The organism is Lysinibacillus sp. NPDC093190, from assembly GCF_050280425.1.
Lineage (GTDB): Bacteria > Bacillota > Bacilli > Bacillales_A > Planococcaceae > Lysinibacillus.
The window spans coordinates 244,407-267,012 of sequence record NZ_JBNNVG010000001.1; the positions used below are offsets into that span (position 1 = coordinate 244,407).

At 38.3% G+C, this 22,606-nt stretch carries 19 protein-coding genes; all 19 read left to right on the top strand.

Annotated features, from left to right (window positions below; translation table 11 throughout):
• The first annotated feature begins 3 nt into the window (after window positions 1–3).
• The 19 genes from ACQKOF_RS01165 to rimP all read left to right on the top strand — a co-directional run bounded on the left by ACQKOF_RS01165 (window position 4) and on the right by rimP (window position 22,584).
• Window positions 4–2,073, top strand: a complete 2,070-nt coding sequence (locus tag ACQKOF_RS01165) for a chemotaxis protein CheW (RefSeq protein WP_427552875.1) — start codon at window positions 4–6, stop codon at window positions 2,071–2,073.
• A 27-nt stretch (window positions 2,074–2,100) separates the two neighbouring features.
• On the top strand, window positions 2,101–2,547 hold the full coding sequence (locus ACQKOF_RS01170) for a chemotaxis protein CheW (RefSeq protein ID WP_370042849.1): 447 nt from the start codon (window positions 2,101–2,103) through the stop codon (window positions 2,545–2,547).
• Between the two features lie 9 nt (window positions 2,548–2,556).
• Window positions 2,557–3,189: a chemotaxis protein CheC gene (locus ACQKOF_RS01175; RefSeq protein ID WP_132357421.1), complete on the top strand. Its 633-nt coding sequence runs from the start codon at window positions 2,557–2,559 to the stop codon at window positions 3,187–3,189.
• Window positions 3,190–3,696, top strand: a complete 507-nt coding sequence (locus ACQKOF_RS01180; protein ID WP_370042847.1) for a chemotaxis protein CheD — start codon at window positions 3,190–3,192, stop codon at window positions 3,694–3,696.
• Window positions 3,696–4,070: a hypothetical protein gene (locus ACQKOF_RS01185; RefSeq protein WP_427552877.1), complete on the top strand. Its 375-nt coding sequence runs from the start codon at window positions 3,696–3,698 to the stop codon at window positions 4,068–4,070. Before ACQKOF_RS01180 ends, ACQKOF_RS01185 begins: the two co-directional genes overlap by 1 nt.
• A gap of 266 nt (window positions 4,071–4,336) precedes the next feature.
• Window positions 4,337–5,107, top strand: coding sequence for a FliA/WhiG family RNA polymerase sigma factor (locus ACQKOF_RS01190; protein WP_427552879.1), 771 nt, complete (start codon window positions 4,337–4,339; stop codon window positions 5,105–5,107).
• 37 nt (window positions 5,108–5,144) lie between these two features.
• Complete coding sequence (locus ACQKOF_RS01195) at window positions 5,145–5,453, top strand: RNA polymerase subunit sigma (RefSeq protein ID WP_427552881.1); 309 nt, start codon at window positions 5,145–5,147, stop codon at window positions 5,451–5,453.
• A 9-nt stretch (window positions 5,454–5,462) separates the two neighbouring features.
• Window positions 5,463–6,059: a hypothetical protein gene (locus ACQKOF_RS01200; RefSeq protein ID WP_370042843.1), complete on the top strand. Its 597-nt coding sequence runs from the start codon at window positions 5,463–5,465 to the stop codon at window positions 6,057–6,059.
• 157 nt (window positions 6,060–6,216) lie between these two features.
• Complete coding sequence (rpsB, locus tag ACQKOF_RS01205; RefSeq protein WP_049668466.1) at window positions 6,217–6,936, top strand: 30S ribosomal protein S2; 720 nt, start codon at window positions 6,217–6,219, stop codon at window positions 6,934–6,936.
• Window positions 6,937–7,037: 101 nt separating this feature from the next.
• Window positions 7,038–7,925: a translation elongation factor Ts gene (gene tsf, locus ACQKOF_RS01210; RefSeq protein ID WP_427552884.1), complete on the top strand. Its 888-nt coding sequence runs from the start codon at window positions 7,038–7,040 to the stop codon at window positions 7,923–7,925.
• Window positions 7,926–8,188: 263 nt separating this feature from the next.
• A complete protein-coding gene (pyrH, locus tag ACQKOF_RS01215) occupies window positions 8,189–8,917 on the top strand; it encodes a UMP kinase (protein WP_427552886.1) in 729 nt (242 codons plus the stop codon).
• The gene (gene frr, locus ACQKOF_RS01220; RefSeq protein ID WP_427552888.1) at window positions 8,914–9,471 is read left to right on the top strand and encodes a ribosome recycling factor; all 558 of its coding nucleotides are present in this window, start codon (window positions 8,914–8,916) and stop codon (window positions 9,469–9,471) included. The genes pyrH and frr overlap by 4 nt, the downstream gene beginning before the upstream one ends.
• Before the next feature lie 659 nt (window positions 9,472–10,130).
• Window positions 10,131–10,925: an isoprenyl transferase gene (locus ACQKOF_RS01225; protein WP_427552890.1), complete on the top strand. Its 795-nt coding sequence runs from the start codon at window positions 10,131–10,133 to the stop codon at window positions 10,923–10,925.
• Window positions 10,922–11,719, top strand: coding sequence for a phosphatidate cytidylyltransferase (locus ACQKOF_RS01230; protein WP_427552893.1), 798 nt, complete (start codon window positions 10,922–10,924; stop codon window positions 11,717–11,719). Before ACQKOF_RS01225 ends, ACQKOF_RS01230 begins: the two co-directional genes overlap by 4 nt.
• A gap of 138 nt (window positions 11,720–11,857) precedes the next feature.
• On the top strand, window positions 11,858–13,003 hold the full coding sequence (gene dxr, locus ACQKOF_RS01235) for a 1-deoxy-D-xylulose-5-phosphate reductoisomerase (protein ID WP_427552895.1): 1,146 nt from the start codon (window positions 11,858–11,860) through the stop codon (window positions 13,001–13,003).
• A gap of 45 nt (window positions 13,004–13,048) precedes the next feature.
• Complete coding sequence (rseP, locus tag ACQKOF_RS01240; RefSeq protein ID WP_427552897.1) at window positions 13,049–14,314, top strand: RIP metalloprotease RseP; 1,266 nt, start codon at window positions 13,049–13,051, stop codon at window positions 14,312–14,314.
• Window positions 14,315–14,851: 537 nt separating this feature from the next.
• Window positions 14,852–16,558: a proline--tRNA ligase gene (locus ACQKOF_RS01245; RefSeq protein ID WP_427552899.1), complete on the top strand. Its 1,707-nt coding sequence runs from the start codon at window positions 14,852–14,854 to the stop codon at window positions 16,556–16,558.
• A gap of 602 nt (window positions 16,559–17,160) precedes the next feature.
• On the top strand, window positions 17,161–21,492 hold the full coding sequence (locus ACQKOF_RS01250; protein ID WP_427552901.1) for a PolC-type DNA polymerase III: 4,332 nt from the start codon (window positions 17,161–17,163) through the stop codon (window positions 21,490–21,492).
• Between the two features lie 621 nt (window positions 21,493–22,113).
• Window positions 22,114–22,584: a ribosome maturation factor RimP gene (rimP, locus tag ACQKOF_RS01255; RefSeq protein WP_427552903.1), complete on the top strand. Its 471-nt coding sequence runs from the start codon at window positions 22,114–22,116 to the stop codon at window positions 22,582–22,584.
• The last annotated feature ends 22 nt before the right edge of the window (window positions 22,585–22,606 follow it).

A 22,606-nucleotide genomic window follows, 5' to 3' on the forward strand; every position in this document is an offset into this window, starting at 1 on the left:
CTTATGGAAGTCAATCAATATTTAGAGATGTTTATTGAAGAAAGTAAAGACCATTTACAAGCGTGTAGTGAACATTTATTAGAACTAGAAAAAAATCCTGATGATCTGGCGATTGTTGGAGAAATTTTCCGCTCCGCGCATACATTAAAAGGTATGTCTGCGACAATGGGCTTTGAAGATTTAGCGGACTTAACTCATAAAATGGAAAATGTGTTGGATGCAATCCGAAACGAGAAAATCCATGTTTCTCCTGAAATTTTAGATGTTGTCTTTGAGTCTGTAGATCATCTAGAAGAAATGGTGATGGACATTGCGAATGGTGGAGATGGAAAACGTGATGTATCTTCTACTGTTGCTCAATTAAAGCGTATTGAATTAGGTGAAGAAGCGATTCCTGAAGTAGTAGGAACTACTGAGACACCAGCTACTGCTGTAGCAAGTATGTTAGAGTATGACGGCTTCGAACAAACAGTTATTTCACAATCTGCTGAGCAAGGTTTCAATGCATTTGAAATTTCAGTGAAATTACGTGAGGACTGTCTTTTAAAAGCAGCACGAGTATTTATGGTGTTTGAGATTTTAGAAAAAGATGGGGATGTTATTAAATCAAGTCCATCTGTAGAAAAGCTTGAAGACGAACAGTTCGATCAACAATTTTACGTAGCTTTCGTAACAAAAGAATCTGCCGAAGATATGCAGAAAAAGATTATGAAAGTTTCGGAAGTCGAAGAAGTGATTGTCTCAACTATCGAACAAAAGCAATATAGTGAAAAAGAACAAGCAAATCAAGAAGTAGTAGCAACAGCTACAGTAGAAGCGGAGGCTAAATCTGCTACTACTGCACCTGTAAAAAATACTGCAGCACCGGAACCTGAAAAAGCAGCAACTCCTGCTAAGGCTGATAAAAGCCATGCGCCTGTTGGTAATAAAACAATTCGTGTTAATATCGAGCGACTTGATATATTAATGAACTTATTTGAAGAGCTTGTTATAGATCGAGGACGATTACAGTCTATTGCAACTGAGGTTAACCATGGAGAGTTAAATGAAACAGTAGAACGCATGAGTCGAGTCATGGGTGACTTACAAACTATTATTTTAACGATGCGTATGGTTCCGGTTGAAACAGTATTCAATCGCTTCCCGAAAATGATTCGTCAGTTATCTCGTGATCTAAACAAGAAAATTAACCTCGAAATTATTGGTGCTGAAACAGAACTAGATCGTACAGTAATCGATGAAATTGGGGATCCTCTTGTTCATTTAATTCGTAATTCTGTTGACCACGGTATTGAAAATCCTACGGCTCGTCTTGCTAAAGGTAAACCAGAAGAAGGAACAGTTGTACTGCGTGCTTATCATAGTGGTAACTATGTCTTTATTGAAATTGAAGATGATGGAGCAGGTATTAACCGTGAAAAAGTACTTGCGAAAGCTATTTCTAAAGGTATTGTTACACAAGAACAATCATATACAATGTCAGATAAGCAAATCAATGAGCTTATTTTAGCTTCTGGTTTCTCAACGGCAGATGTTATTTCTGACGTATCAGGCCGAGGCGTTGGATTAGACGTTGTTAAAACAACGATAGAATCATTGGGTGGAAATATTTCAATTGAATCTACACAAGATGTAGGCTCAGTATTCTCGATTCAATTACCACTAACATTATCGATTATTTCTGTCATGCTAGTAGAAATCGAAAAAGAAATTTATGCAATTCCACTTTCATCAATTATTGAAACTTCAATTATCCGTTCATCAGAAATTATGAATGCGCATAATCAAAAAGTAATCGATTTCCGTGGCAAAGTAGTACCACTAGTATTCTTAGAAGAAATCTTTGAGGTACCTCGCAAAGAACTACAGGATGACGAATTCCATTCAGTGGTCATCGTTCGCAAAGGTGAAAAGCTTGCTGGTTTAGTTGTGGATTCATTCATTGGCCAACAAGAAATTGTTCTGAAATCATTAGGAAATTACTTAACGAATATCTTTGCAATTTCAGGTGCAACAATTTTAGGTAACGGGAAAGTAGCCTTAATTGTGGATTGTAACGCACTTATTAAATAAGGTGAATGAATAAGAGAGGTGTAAACAATGACAAACGCAGTGGAACAAGAAAGTATTAAAGTAATTGTTTTCCAATTAGCCGATAAAGAATATGCGATTCCAGTGTCACATGTACAAGGGATTGAAAAACTAATGCATATTACACGTGTACCGAAAACGGCGAAATATGTAAAAGGTGTTATTAACCTACGCGGTGTCGTAACGCCAATTGTGGATTTACGTGAACGATTTGAATTACCTGTCTCAGAGCATGAAGAAACAACACGTATTATCATTATTTCATTAGAAGATATGGAAGTAGGTTTCGTCGTAGACTCTGCAAATGATGTGTTAGACATTCCAGCTGACTCAATTGAACCACAGCCCGAAGTGGTAGGTTCACTGGAAGAAGAGTTTATTTCAGGAGTGGCTAAAATAGATAAACGATTATTAATTTTATTGCATTTAGAGAAAGTACTAAATCCACTAAAGTAGGGATCGATAATGACATATAATCAAAAGATTACATCACTACATTTAGATGTATTGAAGGAAATTGGTAATATAGGTGCTGCGCATGCTGCGACAGCACTTTCCAATTTACTTGGTAAAAAAATTGATATGCGAGTACCAAAGGTTGAAATGGTGTCATTTAATGACATGATGGAGCTTGCTGGAGGATCTGAAAATGTCGTAGTTGGAATCTATCTACGCATTGAAGGTGATGCTGAAGGTAGTATGTTCTTTATCCTGCCAATTGAACAAGCAAATCGTTTTATTCGTCGTCTCATATTTGATGAATCATTCGACTTTAAAAAACGACCTGTTTCAGAGTTAGGTTTATCAGCTATGCAGGAAATGGGTAATATTTTATCCGGCTCTTATTTATCGGCGTTATCTGACTTTACAAATTTAAAAATTTATCCAACTGTGCCAGGACTAAGTGTTGACATGTTTGGTGCTATTATTAGTATTGGCTTGATTGAATTATCACACGTTAGCGATAATGTTATCGTAATAAACACATCCATTTTTGAAGACGGTGTAGAGGATCAGGAAACAGTAAGAGGGCATTTCTTCTTATTACCAGATCCAGACTCATTTGATGCTATTTTTAAAGCATTAGGAGTTTCGTAGATGATACTAAACAGTAGTAATGGGCAAGTTATCAAAGTTGGAATTGCACAAATGGATGTAGTAAAGTTACCAAATACGATAAGAACATCAGGTCTTGGGTCTTGTGTAGGTGTTATTTTATATGATGAATCAAAAAAAATTGCTGGTTTAATACATGTGATGTTGCCGGATTCAAGTTTAGGTAGACAAGAGTCAATAAATGTGGCTAAATTTGCTGACACAGGCATTGCGGCAATGATTGACTTATTAAAGTTAGAAGGCGTTCAAAAATTCAAGCTAAAGGCAAAAATTGCGGGTGGTGCGCAGATGTTTCAATTCACTTCAGATAAAGACTCCATGCGCATCGGCCCACGTAATGTAGAAGCTGTAAAGCATGAGCTAAAGCGTCATGGAATTCGTTTAGTTGCCGAAGACACTGGTGGTAATAGTGGTAGAACAATTGAATTTAATCCTGCGACGTCGACATTACATATTCGAACGGTTAACCAAGGAGTGAGCGAAATATAATGTTTGGTTCTATTTTTTATAACCTATGGGGAGCGTTATTGGCCTTTTCTCTATACTTTTTTATTACATTTCAAAAACCCTATACACCACTAAGTATTATCATAGGGTCATTTGTGGCGGGAATATTTGTGTTTTTCGTCATGTATATTGTAAGGTTTTTAATTGCCTACGTTTTATTCACACCAGAGGGCGATGAAGAAGTCGTTGAAGGTGAGCATGAAGAAAACGAATCCAATAATCACGAGGAAGAAAATCAAGAAACACCGACGGCCAACTCTGCCGTTGAGTTTCAAGATGAAAGCACAGAAGAAATTGCTCAGGTTGTACGAACGATGATGAATCGTGAGGATGATCCGCAAATAAATACTGCTTAAAAATGGGAGTCGCGAGTAGCGGCTCTTTTTTAAAGTTATCTTATTCTTTTGCATTAGTAAGTTTTAACTATATCCAAACTAAAAAATGCCCGACACATAAATGTAAAGAATCTATGATAGAGTAGGAGAAACAAATGAAATTATAGTCGATTTTTGTTATAATAATAGGAAAGAATTACAGAATGAACTATTTAAAAAACATCAAGGTAATATAAGACAGTGGCAAACAGACGCGTAAATGCGTTTTTCTTAGAGAGGTGGATTACATGACACAACCAATTCTGAACGATGAACAAAAGCTGTGGAACCGCTGGATAAATGAACGTGATCCAGATGCTGGTAATTTACTTATAAAAAAATATATTTCTCTAGTATCTTATCATGTACAACGCATTGGAGCGAGCTTACCAAAGAATGTATCGCGAGACGATTTAACGAGCTTAGGTATGGTAGGTCTTTTTGACGCGTTGAATAAATTTGATATTAATAGAGACTTGAAATTTGATACATATGCCTCTTTTAGAGTAAGAGGAGCAATTATTGATGGTTTACGTAAGGAAGATTGGTTGCCACGCTCCGCACGTGAGAAGGCGAAAAAGTTAGATGCACAGATTGAACAGTTAGAACAAAAATATATGCGTCATGTAACACCTGAGGAACTTGCGGAACATATGGCTTTACCTGTTGAGGACGTTTACCAAACTGTACAAGAGCATTTCTTTTCAAATGTTCTTTCCATTAATGAGCAGCAAGATCAAGATGAGACTGATGGAAAGTCATTCGTTATTCGTGATGATACGACTAAAACACCTGAGCAAGCTGTCGTTAAGTCAGAATTGCTTGGGGATTTAGCGGAAAATATCCAAAAGCTCAATGATAAGGAGCAGCTGGTGCTTAGTTTATTTTATTCTGAGGAATTAACATTAACAGAAATTGGAGAAATGCTTGAATTATCAACATCACGCATTTCACAAATCCACTCTAAGGCGTTATTAAAGCTACGGAAATTATTATCCAATGAAATGATTAATGCATAATAATCCTTATATACATATCATTGAAGGAGGGAGTCACATGAGTTTAAAGGGTGTCGAATTACAAATAGCTATTCCAAAAACGTTTGAAGCAGGAAAAATGGCTGATCAGGCACAACAACAAACTTTGGCTCAGCAAGCACATGCAAATGAAGCGTTAAAAAAAGAAATAGAACGCAAGCAAAAAGTTGTGAATACTTCAGAGGGTATGGATGGGATTAGTGAAGATGAAGAAGCAGGTGTCGAGTATATAAAAGGTACTCGGAAAAAGAAAAATAAGGATGACGAGAAGCGAGAAAAGCAGGCGCAGCATCCGTTTAAAGGGAATTTCGTGGATTTTAGTGGATAGGAGTTTACTATGACAATCATACTAATTGCGGTTCTATTTATTTTACAGCTAATTTCATTTTATTTCCTTATCATATTAAATACGAAGCTAGCTAAATTTAAGGACTTAGAAAAGAAACAGGAGCGCTTAATGCGTGAAATGGATGATACCATCAGTGTCTATTTAGCTGATATGAAAGATGAAAACGATCGCCTAATTCAAGAGCTGCAAAGAGTTTCTAAGTCTGAAACTCAAACGAATGCTGTGAAACAGGAAGAACAGATTGTGAGACAAAAGGAGCAGGAGCAACCACCTTCTCTGACAAAGGAAAAAAGCACAGTAGACGGTTCTATTAGTCTAGATAATGAACAGCGTATTTATGTGCCCAAAAATATCGTAGCCAATGCTTATTCACGTCAGCAGCAAACTGGGGCTAAAACTGAAGCGAAGGTGGTACATTCGGACCAACAAGCAACTGATGCAACCAAAAAGCAAGAAGCTAAGCCATTAACAGTGGAACAACAAGTTGTTGAATTAGCGAAACAAGGTAAAACACCAGAAGAAATTGCAAAGCAGCTTCAAAAAGGAAAAACAGAAATCGAGCTATTATTAAAATTCCATCACTAAAACAGTTGCGAATGGGGTAAAGCTATGATATAGTTGCAAATGGTGTTATTAATACACACGCATTTTGATGTAGTAAGTGGTGCTCTAAGCTTAGGGTAGCTTGTTGCAAGTGATAAATGCGGAGGATAAAAACCAAACATACTAGGAGGAAATACACATGTCAGTAATTTCTATGAAACAATTACTTGAAGCTGGTGTACATTTCGGTCACCAAACTCGTCGTTGGAACCCAAAAATGAAGAAATATATCTTCGTTGAGCGTAACGGGATCTACATCATCGACTTACAAAAAACTGTTAAAAAATTAGAGGAAGCTTATGACTTCATGCGTCAAGTTGGTCAAGACGGTGGTAAAGTTCTTTTCGTTGGTACGAAAAAACAAGCACAAGAAGCGATCAAAGATGAAGCTGAACGTTCAGGCAACTACTACATCAACCAACGTTGGTTAGGTGGTACTCTTACAAACTTCGGTACAATTCAAAAACGTGTTGCACGTATGAAAGCAATCGAAAAAATGGAAGAAGACGGAACTTTTGAAGTTCTACCTAAAAAAGAAGTAATCCAACTTAAAAAAGAACACGAACGTCTAATCAAATTCTTAGGCGGTATCCGTGATATGCACGCTCTTCCAGACGTAATGTTCGTGGTTGACCCACGTAAAGAACGCATTGCTGTTGCAGAAGCTATTAAATTAAACATCCCTCTAGTAGGTATTGTTGATACAAACTGTGATCCAGATGAAATCGACTACGTAATTCCTGCTAATGATGATGCTATTCGCGCTGTTAAACTTTTAACTGCTAAAATGGCTGACGCTTTAATCGAGTCAAAACAAGGTGAAGAAGAAGCTCCAGCTGTAGAAGCTGCTGCTGAGTAATTCACGTTTACAAAAAGGTGATAAGTGGCTCAGGACCCTTATCACCTTTTTTAGAACCTATCACTAAAATTTGTACAACCAATTTGAGGAGGAAACACTAAATGGCAAACATTACTGCACAATTAGTAAAAGAATTACGCGAAAAAACTGGCGCTGGAATGATGGATTGTAAAAAAGCGTTAGTACAAACTGATGGCGATATAGATGCTGCAATCGATTTCCTACGTGAAAAAGGTCTTTCTTCAGCTGCTAAAAAAGCTGACCGTATCGCTGCAGAAGGTACAACTTACATTTTAGAACAAGGTAACGAAGCAATCATCATTGAAGTAAACGCTGAAACAGACTTCGTTGCTAAAAACGATAAATTCCAAGTATTAGTTGCTTCTTTAGCTGAGCAATTACTTGCTGCTAAACCTGCAACAGTTGAAGCTGCATTAGAGCTTGCAAATGCTGAAGGTGTGAAAATTGTTGACCAAATTTCAACTGCAGTTGCAACAATCGGTGAAAAAATCACTCTTCGTCGTTTCGAAGTGAAAACAAAAACTGATGCAGATGCATTCGGTTCTTACTTACACATGGGCGGCCGCATCGGTGTATTGGTTGCTTTAGAAGGTTCTACAGATGCTTCTGCTGCAAAAGATGTTGCTATGCATATCGCAGCTATTAACCCTACTTATGTTTCTCGCGATGAAGTTTCGGCTGAAGAAGTTGAACGTGAGCGTAAAGTATTAACTGAACAAGCTCTTAACGAAGGTAAACCAGAAAACATCGTAGCAAAAATGGTTGAAGGTCGTCTTGGTAAATACTTCGAAGATGTTTGCTTACTTGACCAAACATTCGTTAAAAACTCAGATCAAAAAGTACGTGACTTCGTTGCTTCAACTGGCGGTTCAGTAAACGGCTTCGTACGTTACGCTGTAGGTGAAGGTATCGAAAAACGTGAAGATAACTTTGCTGAAGAAGTAATGAGCCAAGTTAAAGGTAACTAATTTAGCTTGCGTTTGATCCTAATCAAATAATATCTAGATTTTCTAGACAAAAAATGGGGAACACAACATAGCGTGTTCCCTATTTTTCCGAAATGAGCAAAAAAAGATATAATTGGTTCATCCACCAATAGTTGAGAATGGAATTGGTGATGAGCCATATAATTTTCTATTCTGCCTTATTCATAACTAGCAATTATTGTTATTTATACTATAATGGAAAAGGGAATAGAGATGTTTTAAATAAAGTCTGACGGAGGTTTACAATGAGTGTGCCACAATATAAACGAGTAGTTATAAAATTAAGTGGTGAAGCGTTAGCTGGAGAAGCGGGCTTCGGTTTATCACCAAAAATAATCAAGTCTGTTGCAGAAGAAGTAAAAGAAGTAGTAGATCTTGATGTAGAAGTTGCTGTTGTTGTAGGTGGCGGTAATATATGGCGTGGAAAAATCGGTAGTGAAATGGGGATGGATCGTGCAGCAGCCGACTATATGGGTATGCTAGCAACGGTTATGAACTCATTAGCTTTACAAGATGCACTGGAGAAATTAGGGATTGAAACACGTGTGCAATCTTCTATTGTAATGACACAAGTAGCAGAGCCATATATTCGCCGTAAAGCAGTTCGTCACCTAGAGAAAAAACGCGTAGTAATTTTTGCAGCAGGTACGGGTAACCCATTCTTCTCTACTGATACTACAGCTGCGTTACGAGCAGCTGAAATCGACGCAGATGCGATTTTAATGGCAAAAAATAATGTAGATGGTGTTTATTCTGCAGATCCGAAAGTAGATGCAACTGCCATAAAATATGATACACTCACATACTTAGACGTTATTCAACAGGGCTTACAAGTAATGGATTCAACAGCTTCTACTTTATGTATGGATAACGATATTCCGTTAATTGTCTTCTCAATTACGGAACCAGGTAATATTAAACGTGCCGTACAAGGCGAGAAAATTGGAACAATTGTTAGGAGGAATGCATTATGACTAAACAAGTTTTAGAACAAGCTAAAGAAAAAATGAACAAAACAATTGCTGCTTTTACACGTGAACTAGCTTCAATCCGTGCAGGTCGTGCAAATGCTGCTCTATTAGATCGCATTACGGTTGACTATTATGGTGCACCAACACCAATAAATCAGCTTGGTGGTGTTTCGGTACCAGAAGCACGTTTATTAGTTATTACACCTTACGATAAAACGATTTTAGGTGAAATCGAAAAAGCGATTATGAAATCAGATATTGGTATTACACCAACAAATGATGGATCTGTTATTCGTTTAATGATTCCTGCTTTAACAGAAGAGCGTCGTAAAGATCTTGTGAAGCAAGTGAAAAAAGAAGCAGAGGATGCAAAAATCGCTGTACGTAACGTTCGTCGCGATGCTAATGATGATCTAAAAAAACTTGAAAAAGCTGGCGAAATCACAGAAGATGATCTACGTGGCTACGGTGAAGATATTCAAAAATTAACGGATGAATTCATTGTTAAAGTAGACCAAGTAACGAAAGATAAGGAAAAAGAAATTCTAGAAGTGTAAGCAACTATTCGCTTTGCATATCCATGATGGAACTTTTTGATGAGATGAAGGCGTCCTATAAATATCAGGACGTCTTTTCTCTTTACTTTTAAATTATTATGTAAAAGATGTAGTAAAGTCTTATACATTAAACTTTAACTTCTTTCATCAGAAGTCCCCCACCTCTATGGGTGGTGAGATGAATGCGGATTTAAGCTACTTTTCAGCGGATATCCAAACACCTGATGAAAGAAGTTAAAGCCTCCGGCGGATGTCACGGAATCGGAGAGGAGTTCATAAAGGATGTTAGCCTAAAATCATCGCATCCATGCGATAACGGCTAACTGACCTGCATCACGCAGGCCTAAGCACAAAGCCGATTCCGGACGCAATTATGCCGAGGCATAATTGATTAGTTTTAGGGAAATACCTTTCATCTATTTTTGCTTTCTTTTAAGATTAAGAAGAACTGTTCTTTACTTAAGCGAAGCGTCAGCAACAAAGCGCCCAGTCGGAACGGAAATCAACCTCACGTTAAGGTGATAATCCTAAAATGTGTGTAGTTCTAAAATAAGATAGTTCATACATAGTCAATTTAGAGGGAAAAAAAAGACAAAATGCGCTTTTGTTTGTTATGATAGGTTAGTATACGTCCGATTAGTTGTAGTGGGGGAGTTAGCATGTTTAAAAAGCTATTAGGTAAACAAATAAATATGGATTCACTATCATTGGAGGAACGTGTTGCCCTTGCTAAAAACGAGCCGATTCCTGCCCATGTAGCGATTATTATGGACGGAAATGGACGTTGGGCGAAGAAGCGTGCCATGCCACGTATTGCTGGGCATAATGAAGGTATGAAGACGGTACGAAAGGTAACTAGATTTGCATCAGATCTAGGTATTAAAGTTTTAACGGTGTATGCGTTCTCTACAGAAAATTGGAAGCGACCAAAAACAGAGGTCGATTTTCTAATGCGTTTACCGGTAGAATTTTTAGGTTCCTTTTTACCTGAAATGATGGAACGTAATGTACGTGTTGAAATGATAGGCGATCCATCTTTGTTACCAGCACATACGCAAAAAGCGTTGTACGAGGCGATGGAGGAGACGAAGCATAATACAGGGTTAATTCTAAATTTTGCTCTGAATTATGGAAGTCGTTCGGAAATGGTTAGCGCCATGAAAATGATGCTTCAAAAGGTGCAAGACGGTCAATTAACGATGCAAGACTTAACGGAAGAATGCTTGACATCTCATTTAATGACGGCTCATCTGCCAGAGCCAGATTTATTAATTCGTACAAGCGGTGAAGTGCGATTAAGTAATTTTATGTTATGGCAGCTCGCCTATACAGAATTTTGGTTTACAGATACATTGTGGCCAGATTTTAGTGCGGAAAACTTGCTGGAAGCGGTGGAAAACTACCAGAAACGTAATCGCCGTTACGGTGGGTTGAAGGGAGAAGAAACAACTTGAAACAACGAATTATCACAGCAATAATTGCAGCAGCGCTATTTATTCCATTTGTTATCTATGGAAAAGTGCCATTTACAATACTTGTACTTGCAATGGCTGTTGTCGGCTTTTATGAAATACTAAAAATGAAAGGTATTTCACTTTTTTCAGTGCCTGGTTTTTTAGGGCTACTAACATTAACACTGCTTGTTATACCAAAGGACTGGTCAAGTAAGGTAGTAGATGCAATTGGCTATTCTTCCGATTTAATGGTTGTGTATGGTCTAATGATGCTATTGCTCATATACGTAGTCCTTGTAAAAAATAAAATTACATTTGATGAAGTTGCTTTTATTTTATTAGGTGCGTTTTATGTCGGGTTAGGCTTCCATTATTTAATCGAAACACGATATTACGGTCTAGAGTTTGTCGTATATTGTTTACTTGTAGTTTGGACAACTGACTCAGGTGCATATTTTGTCGGAAGAAAACTTGGCAAAAATAAGCTATGGCCTGAAATCTCACCGAAGAAAACCGTGGAAGGTTTTGTGGGAGGGATTGTCATTGCAGTAATTTTTGCAGTCGCGATGCAAGCAATTTATCCATTTGCAAAGGGTTATGTCTCACTTATTTTCATCACAATCTTTGCGTCAATTATTGGCCAAATGGGTGATTTAGTGGAATCTGCTATAAAGCGTCATTTTGACGTAAAGGATTCAGGAAATATTTTACCTGGGCATGGCGGTATATTAGACCGCTTTGATAGTCTTTTATTCGTCGTGCCTTTACTACATTTTTTACATTGTTTTTGGTAGCTAGGAACAATAGCGTTCAGTCGGAACCGAAATCAACTCTACGTTATGGTGATGTGCCATAACAATAGCATTTTCCTCTAAACAGAGTGATAATCGTGCTATATCATTTGCTGAGATAGAAAAAGGGGACAATTTGTCGTGAAAAAAATTAGTTTACTTGGTGCAACTGGTTCAATCGGTTGGCAAACCTATGATATTTTAAAAGAACAACGCGATGCCTTTCATTTAGTGGCATTTTCTTCAGGAAAAAATATCGAAAAAACTCGTGAAATGATTGAAACTTTAAAGCCTGAGCTTGTATCTGTTCAATTAGAAGAAGATGCAATTATGCTCGCTAAAGAATATCCACAAGTATACTTTACGTTTGGTGCAAAAGGGCTTGTAGAGGTCGCTACACATCCTGATTCAACGGTGCTTGTAAACGCGGTTCTTGGAAGTGTTGGACTAGAATCAACATTAGCTGCAATTCGCATGGGCAAAACAATTGCCATCGCCAATAAAGAGACACTTGTAACCGCTGGACATTTAGTGATGGCTGAGGCCAAGAAATATAATGCAACAATTTTGCCGGTTGATAGTGAGCATTCTGCGATTTTCCAATCGATGAATGGTGAGAATCCGAAAAATATTGAACGTTTAATTATTACAGCTTCTGGTGGTAGCTTCCGTGACAAAACACGCGAGGATTTGAAGCATGTAACGGTTGCGGATGCACTAAATCACCCGAACTGGTCAATGGGTGCGAAAATTACGATAGATTCAGCTACAATGATGAATAAAGGACTAGAAGTCATTGAAGCACATGTCTTATTTGATATGCCTTATGATAAAATTGATGTACTTTTGCATAGAGAAAGTATTATTCACTCCCTAGTTGAGTATCATGATACTAGTGTCATTGCACAGCTAGGTACGCCAGACATGCGTGTACCTATCCAATATGCATTAAGCTACCCAGATCGTATGCCGCTGCATAACGGACAACGACTTAATTTAGCACAAATTGGTCAGCTACATTTTAAAGAAATGGATTTTGAACGTTATCCAGCATTGCGACTAGCATATGAGGCTGGGCGCACAGGCGGTACAATTTTAACAACGATGAATGCAGCGAATGAAGCTGCAGTTGCGTCATTTTTACAAGGGAAAATAACATTCCTTGAAATTGACGAAACGATTGAGCGTGTAATGCAAGCACATAACAACATATTAGTGCCAGATTTGCAAACAATTTTACATGTAGACAGTGAAACAAGAAAAACAGTGTTAGACATGGTAAAATAAAGAGAGAAGATATCGTTAACTATTCGCTTTTAAAGGTGGGGTATTATGCAAACAGCTATTGCTTTTATTTTAATATTTGGCCTACTTGTATTCTTCCATGAATTTGGTCACTTTTTGTTCGCGAAACGGGCAGGAATTATGGTTCGAGAATTTGCAATTGGTATGGGACCAAAAATTTATGGAAAAACACATGGTGAAACAATCTATACGATACGTTTATTGCCGATTGGTGGTTACGTGCGTATGGCTGGTGAGGACATGGATGGCGCCGAATTACAGCCGGGCTATCGAGTAGGGCTTATTGTAGATGAAGATAATGTGGTAAAGAAAATTATCTTTAATCAAAATAATAAGCAATTACCAGATCTATTATTTTTAGAAGTTGAGCGTGCTGATTTAGAAAAGGATTTGTTTGTAGAAGGCTATGATGAAGAAGAAAAATTAGTTCGTTATAATGTTGCAAGAGATTGTATTCTTGTAGAAAACGGTAAAGAAACGTTAATTGCACCATATGATCGTCAATTTAACGCTAAAACAGTCGGTCAACGAGCAATGACAATCTTTGCAGGCCCGTTGTTTAACTTTATATTAGCTTTTATTATTTATATGCTGATTGGATTGATTCATGGTGTGCCTACGTATGAACCAATCATCACAGAAGTAGTAGAAAATGATCCAGCCGCACAAGCAGGAATGCTTGCAGGCGATAGAGTAACTGCCATCGATGGACAAGTAGTTGATAAGTGGCAAGATTTAGCTGCTTTTGTACAAGATCATCCAAGTGAAGATATTACTGTAACAGTTGATCGAAATGGTCAACAAGTTAACCTAAATATGAAGGTAAAAGAAAATATAGAACAAAATGGCGAAAAATATGGTCAAATAGGGGTTAAGTATGAAAGCCCGCGTGAATTCAATCCATTAAAGGCTGTTGTTTATGGCGCTCAAGAAACTTATAATATGACTGCTCGAATATTTGAATTGCTTGGTATGTTAATTACCGGTAAATTCACGATAGATGCTCTATCTGGTCCAGTAGGAATTTATAAAGCGACAGAGCAGGTAGCTCAATATGGATTCATCAATTTAATGAATTGGGCTGCGATGTTAAGTATTAACCTTGGCATTATGAACTTACTACCGCTTCCAGCACTTGACGGTGGTCGTCTATTATTCTTTGGCTTCGAAGCAGTAAGAGGTAAACCAATCGATCGTCAAAAAGAGGGTCTTGTGCATTTTGTAGGTATCGTACTATTGATGATCTTAATGGTCGTAGTTACTTGGAACGATATACAACGATTTTTCTTTTAACTTATTTCATCAGATGCCAAACATCCGCTGAAATAGAGGAACTCAGGCTAAGAACTTCACATCCTGTGAAAACGCCTGAGTGACCAACATCGTGCTGTTGCCGCTGCCGCTACGCTTTCGCGCAAAAAACATCTGCCGCTGCCGCTACGCTTTCGCGCAATAAACATTTATTGGCCTAAAGCCTCCGGCGGATGTCACGGAATCGAAAGGGAGTTCATAAAGGATGTTAGCCTAAAATCATCGCATCCATGCGATAACGGCTAACTGACCTGCATCACGCAGGCCTAAGCACAAAGCCGATTTCGGACGCAATTATGCCTCGGCATAATTGATCTAAATAAATGAAGTGAAGTTAAGTTTTTCAAGTAAAACATATTTAGAAGAAGCCATGGCGTCTGTTGCAATTACGCCAAGGTGAAAATTGATTGAAATAACATAGCTTTGAGCGCAATTTTTTTGAAACATTGCGTTCAAAGCTAAATTTGTTTATGCTAATTAGAGTATAAAAACTTATCTATTAAAAAGGTGGAACACTGAATGAAGCAAAGTAAAACATTTATCCCAACGCTACGTGAAGTACCTGCTGATGCAGAGGTAAAATCACATAAGCAATTACTACGTGCAGGGTTTATTCGTCAAAATACAAGTGGGGTATACTCGTATTTACCGCTAGCAAAACGTGTGTTAACAAAAATAGAAAACATTATTCGTGAAGAGATGGAAGCAATCAATTCAATTGAGCTTTTAATGCCTTCATTACAATCTGCGGAACTTTGGCAGGAATCAGGCCGCTGGGAAAAATATGGTCCAGAATTAATGCGTTTAAAAGACCGTCATGATCGTGATTTCGCATTAGGGCCAACACATGAAGAAGTGATTACAACTTTAGTACGCGATGAAATTAAATCATATAAAAAATTACCATTAACACTTTATCAAATTCAAACTAAATTCCGTGATGAAAAGCGTCCTCGCTTTGGTTTACTACGAGGCAGAGAGTTTATTATGAAAGATGCATACTCTTTCCATGCATCGCGTGAAAGTTTAGATGAAACATATGATGATATGTATCGTGCCTATTCAAATATTTTCTCTCGTCTTGGTTTAAACTATCGTGCAGTTATTGCAGATGCAGGCTCAATTGGTGGGAAAGGTACACATGAATTTATGGTGCTTTCTGAAATTGGAGAAGATACAATTGCATACTCTGACACGTCTGATTATGCGGCGAACATCGAAATGGCAGAAGTTCTTGTAGACTATCAACCATCAGATGAAGCATTAAAAGAACTTGAAAAAGTGGCAACACCAGATCAAAAAACAATTGAAGAAGTATCAGCTTTCTTAAATGTTGAACCTTCAAAAGTCATTAAATCATTAGTGTTTGACGTTGACGGTGAATTAGTGGTTGTACTCGCTCGTGGAGATCATGAAATTAATGATATTAAACTAAAAAATGCGCTTAATGCCGGTTCTGTTGAACTTGCTAGTGAAGCGGCAATCCGTGATTTATTAGGCTGTGGAGTTGGTTCAATCGGTCCTGTTAAATTACCAGTAGACGTAAAAGTAGTAGCTGACAATGCTATTAAATCGATTCGTAACAGTGTAGCTGGTGCGAATGAGGATGGTTTCCACTTAGTAAACGTTAACCCTGAGCGTGATTTTGCAGTGAATGAATACGTAGATATTCGTTTTATTCAAGTGGGTGATCCATCTCCAGATGGACAAGGAATTATCAAATTTGCAGAAGGTATCGAGGTTGGTCATATTTTCAAATTAGGAACAACTTACTCTGCAAAAATGAATGGTACATTCTTAGACGAACAAGGTAAGGCACAGCCATTTATTATGGGATGCTATGGTATTGGTGTATCACGTATTTTAGCTGCTGTTGCGGAGCATTTCCAAGATGAAAATGGTTTTGTTTGGCCAACACAATTAGCTCCTTATGATATCCATGTTGTACCTGTTAATACAAAGGATGAAACACAGGTTGCCTTAGCTGATGAGCTTTATGGTTTATTGAAATCATACCGTTATGATGTGCTAATAGATGATCGTGCTGAGCGCGCTGGGGTTAAATTTGCAGATGCTGATTTAATTGGCTTACCTGTCCGTGTAACAGTAGGTAAAAAAGCAACTGAAGGTGTTGTTGAAGTGAAATTCCGTCAAACAGGTGAAACGTTCGAGTGGAAAAAAGAAGAGGTCATTGATCGCTTAAATGAATTTTTTCGCAAAAATTAACTTCTTTCAGCGAGAGTCTCCCATCTCTATGGTGGTGAGATGAATGCGGGTTTTAAGCTCCTTTTTAGTGGGTGTCCAAACACCCGCTGAAATAGAGGAACTCAGTCTAAGAACGCCACGTCCTGTGGCAACGACTGAGTGACCAACATCTTGTTGCTGCCGCTGCGTTAGCACTACGTTTTCGCACAAAATACATCTGTTGGCCTAATGCCTCCGGCGGATGTCACGGAATCGGAAAGGAGTTAATAAAGGATGTTAGCCTAAAATCATCGCATCCATGTGATAACGGCTAACTGACCTGCTTCGTGCAGGCCTAAGTACAAAGCCGATTCCGGACGCAATTATGCCGAGGCATAATTGATTTTTTCCTTTAGAATGGCTTGTCCCAAAAAGTATGTAAATGGCATTAAATAGATAAAAGATTCGCGCCACTTCTCGGGGACAGCGAGCCAAGCATGAATTCATAGATGTTTAGGATTTGTGAGGCTTGACGGTCGCCCGTGGAAAGGGAGCGAATTTTTTTCTTCAAATAGTAAATGTTGGTGAGGAATTAAAACAAGGGGCTTTAAGATTGCCTCTTTCTGAAAGTAGGTGTCAATAGATTGGAACAGCAACAAGAAGCAAGAACGAAGTTTCAAATGCTCTTGCAACAACTAGAGTTAACAGATGATGTGTATATGTCCTTTTTTGAGGAAGGTGAATTATCACGGTTAACTGTACACAAAAAGAATAGGCTATGGAATTTTTCCATTAAATTACGAGATGTACTTCCTTTTCCACTATACCAACTATTTCGTACTCGTTTGACTGAAAAATTTTCAGCTATCGCTCAAATCCACACAACTTTTGATACGGTAGAGCAAAATGTTACGGAGGAACTTGTCCAACAATATTGGTTAACTGTAGTAGAGCAAATAGATGAGATGGCGCCAACTTTAAAACATTGCCTAGCATCGCAAATGCCTATGTGGAATGGGCAAAAAATTACTTTATCCTGCATGCAAGAAATGGAATTTATGATGCTGAAAACAAAGTATGCAGAAAAGCTTTCCGAAAGCTATAGTCAATTCGGTTTTCCCCACATTGTGATAGATTTCGTGCTTCAAGATCAAACGGAAGAAATGATTGCGGCACAGGAAGCTTTCATGGAGCAGAAGCGTTTAGAAGAGGTAGCTTTAGCTCAGCAAGCGATACAAGATTACCAAAAACGTGAGCAGGAGAAGAAAGAAAATCCAGCTATTGCCAACCTTGGCGACCGCCCATTCCAGCTTGGTATGTTAATTAAAGACGATGAAACTATGGAAATTAAACGCATTGTTGAAGAAGAACGTCGTGTTATCATTGAGGGCTTTGTATTTGATGCAGAGATTAAAGTGCTGAAAAGCGGTCGTTCTTTATTACAAATTAAAATTACCGATTATACGGATTCCATCGTTGTAAAAATGTTCTCACGTGATAATGATGATGCAGAGCTAATGCAGCATTTGAAAAAAGGTATGTGGGTTAAAGTTCGTGGTTCTGTACAAACTGATACGTTTATCCGTGATTTAATCGTGATGGCAAATGATATTAATGAAATAAAAAAAGCAACTCGTCAGGATCAAGCACCAGAAGGCGAAAAAAGGGTGGAGCTACATCTTCATACACCAATGAGTCAAATGGATGCTGTGACACCAGTTGATAGACTTGTTGCGCAGGCAGCAAAATGGGGTCATCCAGCCGTGGCTATTACCGACCATGCTGTTGTGCAATCTTTCCCAGAGGCCTATGCAGCAGGGAAAAAGCATGGCATAAAGGTTATTTACGGCTTGGAAGCTAATTTAGTAGATGATGGTGTACCGATTGCTTATGCATCTGAGCACCGATTATTAGCTGATACTACCTATGTCGTGTTTGACGTAGAGACGACAGGACTATCAACTGCTTACGATACTATAATTGAGCTTGCTGCGGTGAAAATTAAAGATGGAAATGTGATAGACAAATACGAAAGCTTTGCCAATCCACATCACCCACTTTCAGCAACAACCATTGAACTGACAGGCATTACAGATGATATGGTACGAAACGCGCCAGAGGTGGAGCAAGTCATTAAGGAATTTCATGCATTTATCGGAGATGGCATAGTAGTAGCCCATAATGCATCGTTTGATATGGGCTTTTTATACACAGGCTATAAAAAATTTGGGCTGGAGGGAACAATTCATCCAGTTATTGATACGTTAGAGCTTGCCAGATTGCTTTATCCAACGATGAAAAACCATCGTTTAAATACACTTTGTAAAAAATTCAATATTGATTTAACCCAACATCACCGAGCTATATATGATACAGAGGCAACAGGTTACTTACTTTTACAGCTGTTAAAAGATGCAGATGAATTAGCTATTAAATACCACGACGACTTTAATAAGCATATTGGTGGTGGGGATGCTTATAAAAAGGGACGACCAATGCACTGCACAATATTAGCAGTAGATAATGTTGGTCTAAAAAATTTATTTAAAATAGTTACCCACTCCCATACAAAAACTTTCTATCGTGTACCTCGTGTAACACGGGCGGTCCTAGAGCAATATAGAGAAGGGTTATTAGTTGGATCAGGTTGTAGTAATGGTGAATTATTTGAGACCATGATGAATAAATCCCCGGAGGAAGCAGAGCAAGTTGCGAGATTCTATGATTATATTGAGGTTCAACCTAAGGCAGTGTATGCACCGTTAATTGAGCGCAATGTCGTACGTGATGAATGGACGCTTGAAGATATTATTCGCAAGTTAGTTAAGCTAGGGAAGAAAATCGATAAACCTGTTGTTGCAACCGGTAATGTGCATTACTTAGATCCGACAGATGGAATGTTCAGACAAATATTAATTGGCTCTCAAGGTGGTGCCAACATATTAAATAGATCAAAGCTACCTGAGGTTCATTTTAGAACGACGGATGAAATGCTTAAAGAATTTGATTTTTTAGGACCAGATCTTGCGAAGGAAGTAGTTGTTACCAACTCTCAAAAAGTCGCAGATATGATTGGTGATGTTAAGCCAATTAAAGATGATTTATATACACCAAAAATTGAAGGCTCAGATGATGAGGTCACAAATTTAACCTATGAAATGGCTCATCGTATATACGGGGAAGAGTTGCCAGAAATCGTGAAGGCCCGAATTGAAAAGGAACTAAAGTCAATTTTAGGCCATGGTTTCGGAGTAATTTATTTAATTTCTGCGAAGCTTGTGAAAAAATCATTAGCTGATGGCTATTTAGTAGGTTCCCGTGGTTCTGTTGGGTCTTCATTAGTGGCGACCTTTATGGAGATTACTGAAGTAAATCCACTTCCACCTCATTATGTTTGTCCAGATTGTAAGCATTCCGAGTTTTTTAATGATGGTTCAGTAAGCTCGGGCTTTGACTTACCAAATAAAGATTGTACGGAATGTGGAACGCCGTATAAAAAGGATGGACAGGATATCCCATTCGAAACGTTTCTTGGCTTTAAGGGAGATAAGGTACCTGATATTGATTTGAATTTTTCGGGGGAATATCAACCACAGGCTCATAACTATACGAAGGTATTATTCGGTGAAGATTATGTATATCGTGCCGGGACAATCGGTACTGTTGCGGAGAAAACAGCTTATGGCTATGTAAAGGGCTATGCAAATGATAACAATCTACATTTCCGCGGTGCTGAGGTAGATCGATTAGTACAAGGCTGTACAGGCGTTAAACGTACATCAGGACAGCACCCTGGAGGAATTATCGTAGTACCAGATTATATGGATATTTATGATTTCTCACCAGTGCAATTTCCTGCGGATGCACAGGATGCAGAATGGCGTACAACGCACTTTGATTTCCATTCCATTCACGATAATATTTTAAAGCTTGATATTCTTGGGCACGATGATCCGACTGTGATTCGGATGTTGCAGGATTTATCAGGGATAGATCCAAAAACCATTCCAACAGATGATCCAGTCGTTATGAAAATCTTTAGTTCTCCAGAAACTTTAGGTGTAACAGAAAAACAAATTGGCTGTAAGACAGGAACACTCGGTATTCCTGAGTTTGGTACCCGTTTTGTTCGCCAGATGCTTGAAGATACAAAGCCATCAACATTCTCAGAGCTTGTGCAAATTTCAGGACTTTCACACGGAACAGATGTATGGCTTGGTAACGCGCAAGAGTTAATTCAAAACGGTACATGTGTGCTGAAGGAAGTAATTGGCTGTCGTGACGATATTATGGTGTATTTAATTTATCAAGGTCTAGAACCGTCACTGGCGTTTAAAATAATGGAGTCCGTGCGTAAGGGGAAAGGTTTATCTGAAGAGTTTGAAGCAGAGATGCTAGCGAATAAAGTACCAGGCTGGTATATCGAATCATGTAAAAAGATAAAATATATGTTCCCGAAAGCCCACGCTGCTGCTTACGTGTTAATGGCAGTTCGTATCGCTTGGTTTAAGGTGCATTTCCCGATTCTTTATTATGCAGCGTATTTCACAGTACGTGCAGATGATTTTGATTTAATTGCGATGGTACAGGGCTCGCAAATGATTCGTGCAAAAATTGATGAAATCAATATAAAGGGCTTAGATGCTTCAACAAAAGAAAAAAACCTATTAACGGTGATGGAACTTGCACTTGAAATGTGTGAGCGCGGTATGAGCTTCCAAAAGGTGGACTTATATCGTTCGCAAGCTAGTGAATTTGTAATTGATGGGAACTCTTTAATCCCACCATTTGATGCGATTCCTGGACTTGGTACGAACGTTGCTAAACAAATTGTGGCAGCACGTGAGGACGGAGAATTTTTATCGAAGGAAGATTTACAGCAACGAGGTCGAGTATCCAAGACATTAATAGAATACATGGATCAATTGGGTTGTTTAGAAGGAATGCCTGATGCTAATCAGTTATCACTTTTCTAAAATAAGAAGGTTAGTCTGAAGACATCATCATCATAACGAATAACTTATAAGCCTTATGCTCAAATTAAGGCTATAAAGTTGAGGATGACATTTGTTAAAATGTATACCATGTATAAAAGTTGATTGGAGTGGAGGCTAATCGACTCCTTGGGGATTAGCGTCACAGATGAGACCCTGGAGCGAGCACATAGGGGAACGAAGGCTAAATGCATCACGTCCTGTGATAACGCCTTCGTGACCAACATCGTGTTGGCTCAAGCGGCTCCTCGGACGCCCCCAGGAAAGCGTCTAGCCGGAACGGAAATCAACTCTCACGTTATGGTGATGAACCCTAATTTAAGCAAAAAATTCAAATTCCAGACACAATTATGCCGAGGCATAATTGATTAGATGTCTAGAAAAAGGAAATTTGCATTGTGCTGTAAACTATGCTATTCTTATGGTAATAATTTGTTGATATTTTTCCAGCAAAAGAGTGGGGCCCTCCCGCTCTTTTCTGTTGTTATACCGTAGCAAAACAAATTTTTGACTAACAGCAGGTAAGACCGTTAAATTTCACCAAAGCTACTGGTGGAATTTCTGTTTTATTACGCCAGATTTTGATAGATACAGGAGGAAACAATGAGCAAAGTACCATCTTTAATTGAAGAGCTCGCCAAACCGATTGTTGAAGAGTTGAATCTTGAGCTTGTGGATGTTGAGTTCGTAAAAGAAGGACGTAACTGGTTTTTACGTGTTTATGTGGATACACCTGAGGGTGGGATTGACATTGACCAATGTGCTCAAGTAAGTGAACGACTAAGTTTGCTGTTGGATGAAAAAGATCCAATTACACAAAACTATTATTTAGAAGTTTCTTCACCTGGAGCAGAACGTCCATTAAAAAAGGATACTGATTTTGAAAAAGCGGTTGGCAAATTTATTTTTGTTAAAACCTATGAGCCCATCAAGGACATGAAGGAATTCCAAGGCTACTTAACGTCATACGATGAACATACAATAGTGATGGAAGTACGCATTAAAACGCGAAAAATTACAGTAACAATTGAACAAGAAAAAATCGCATTGGCACGACTTGCCATCGATTTTTAAGCATAATGCATATTTAGGAGTG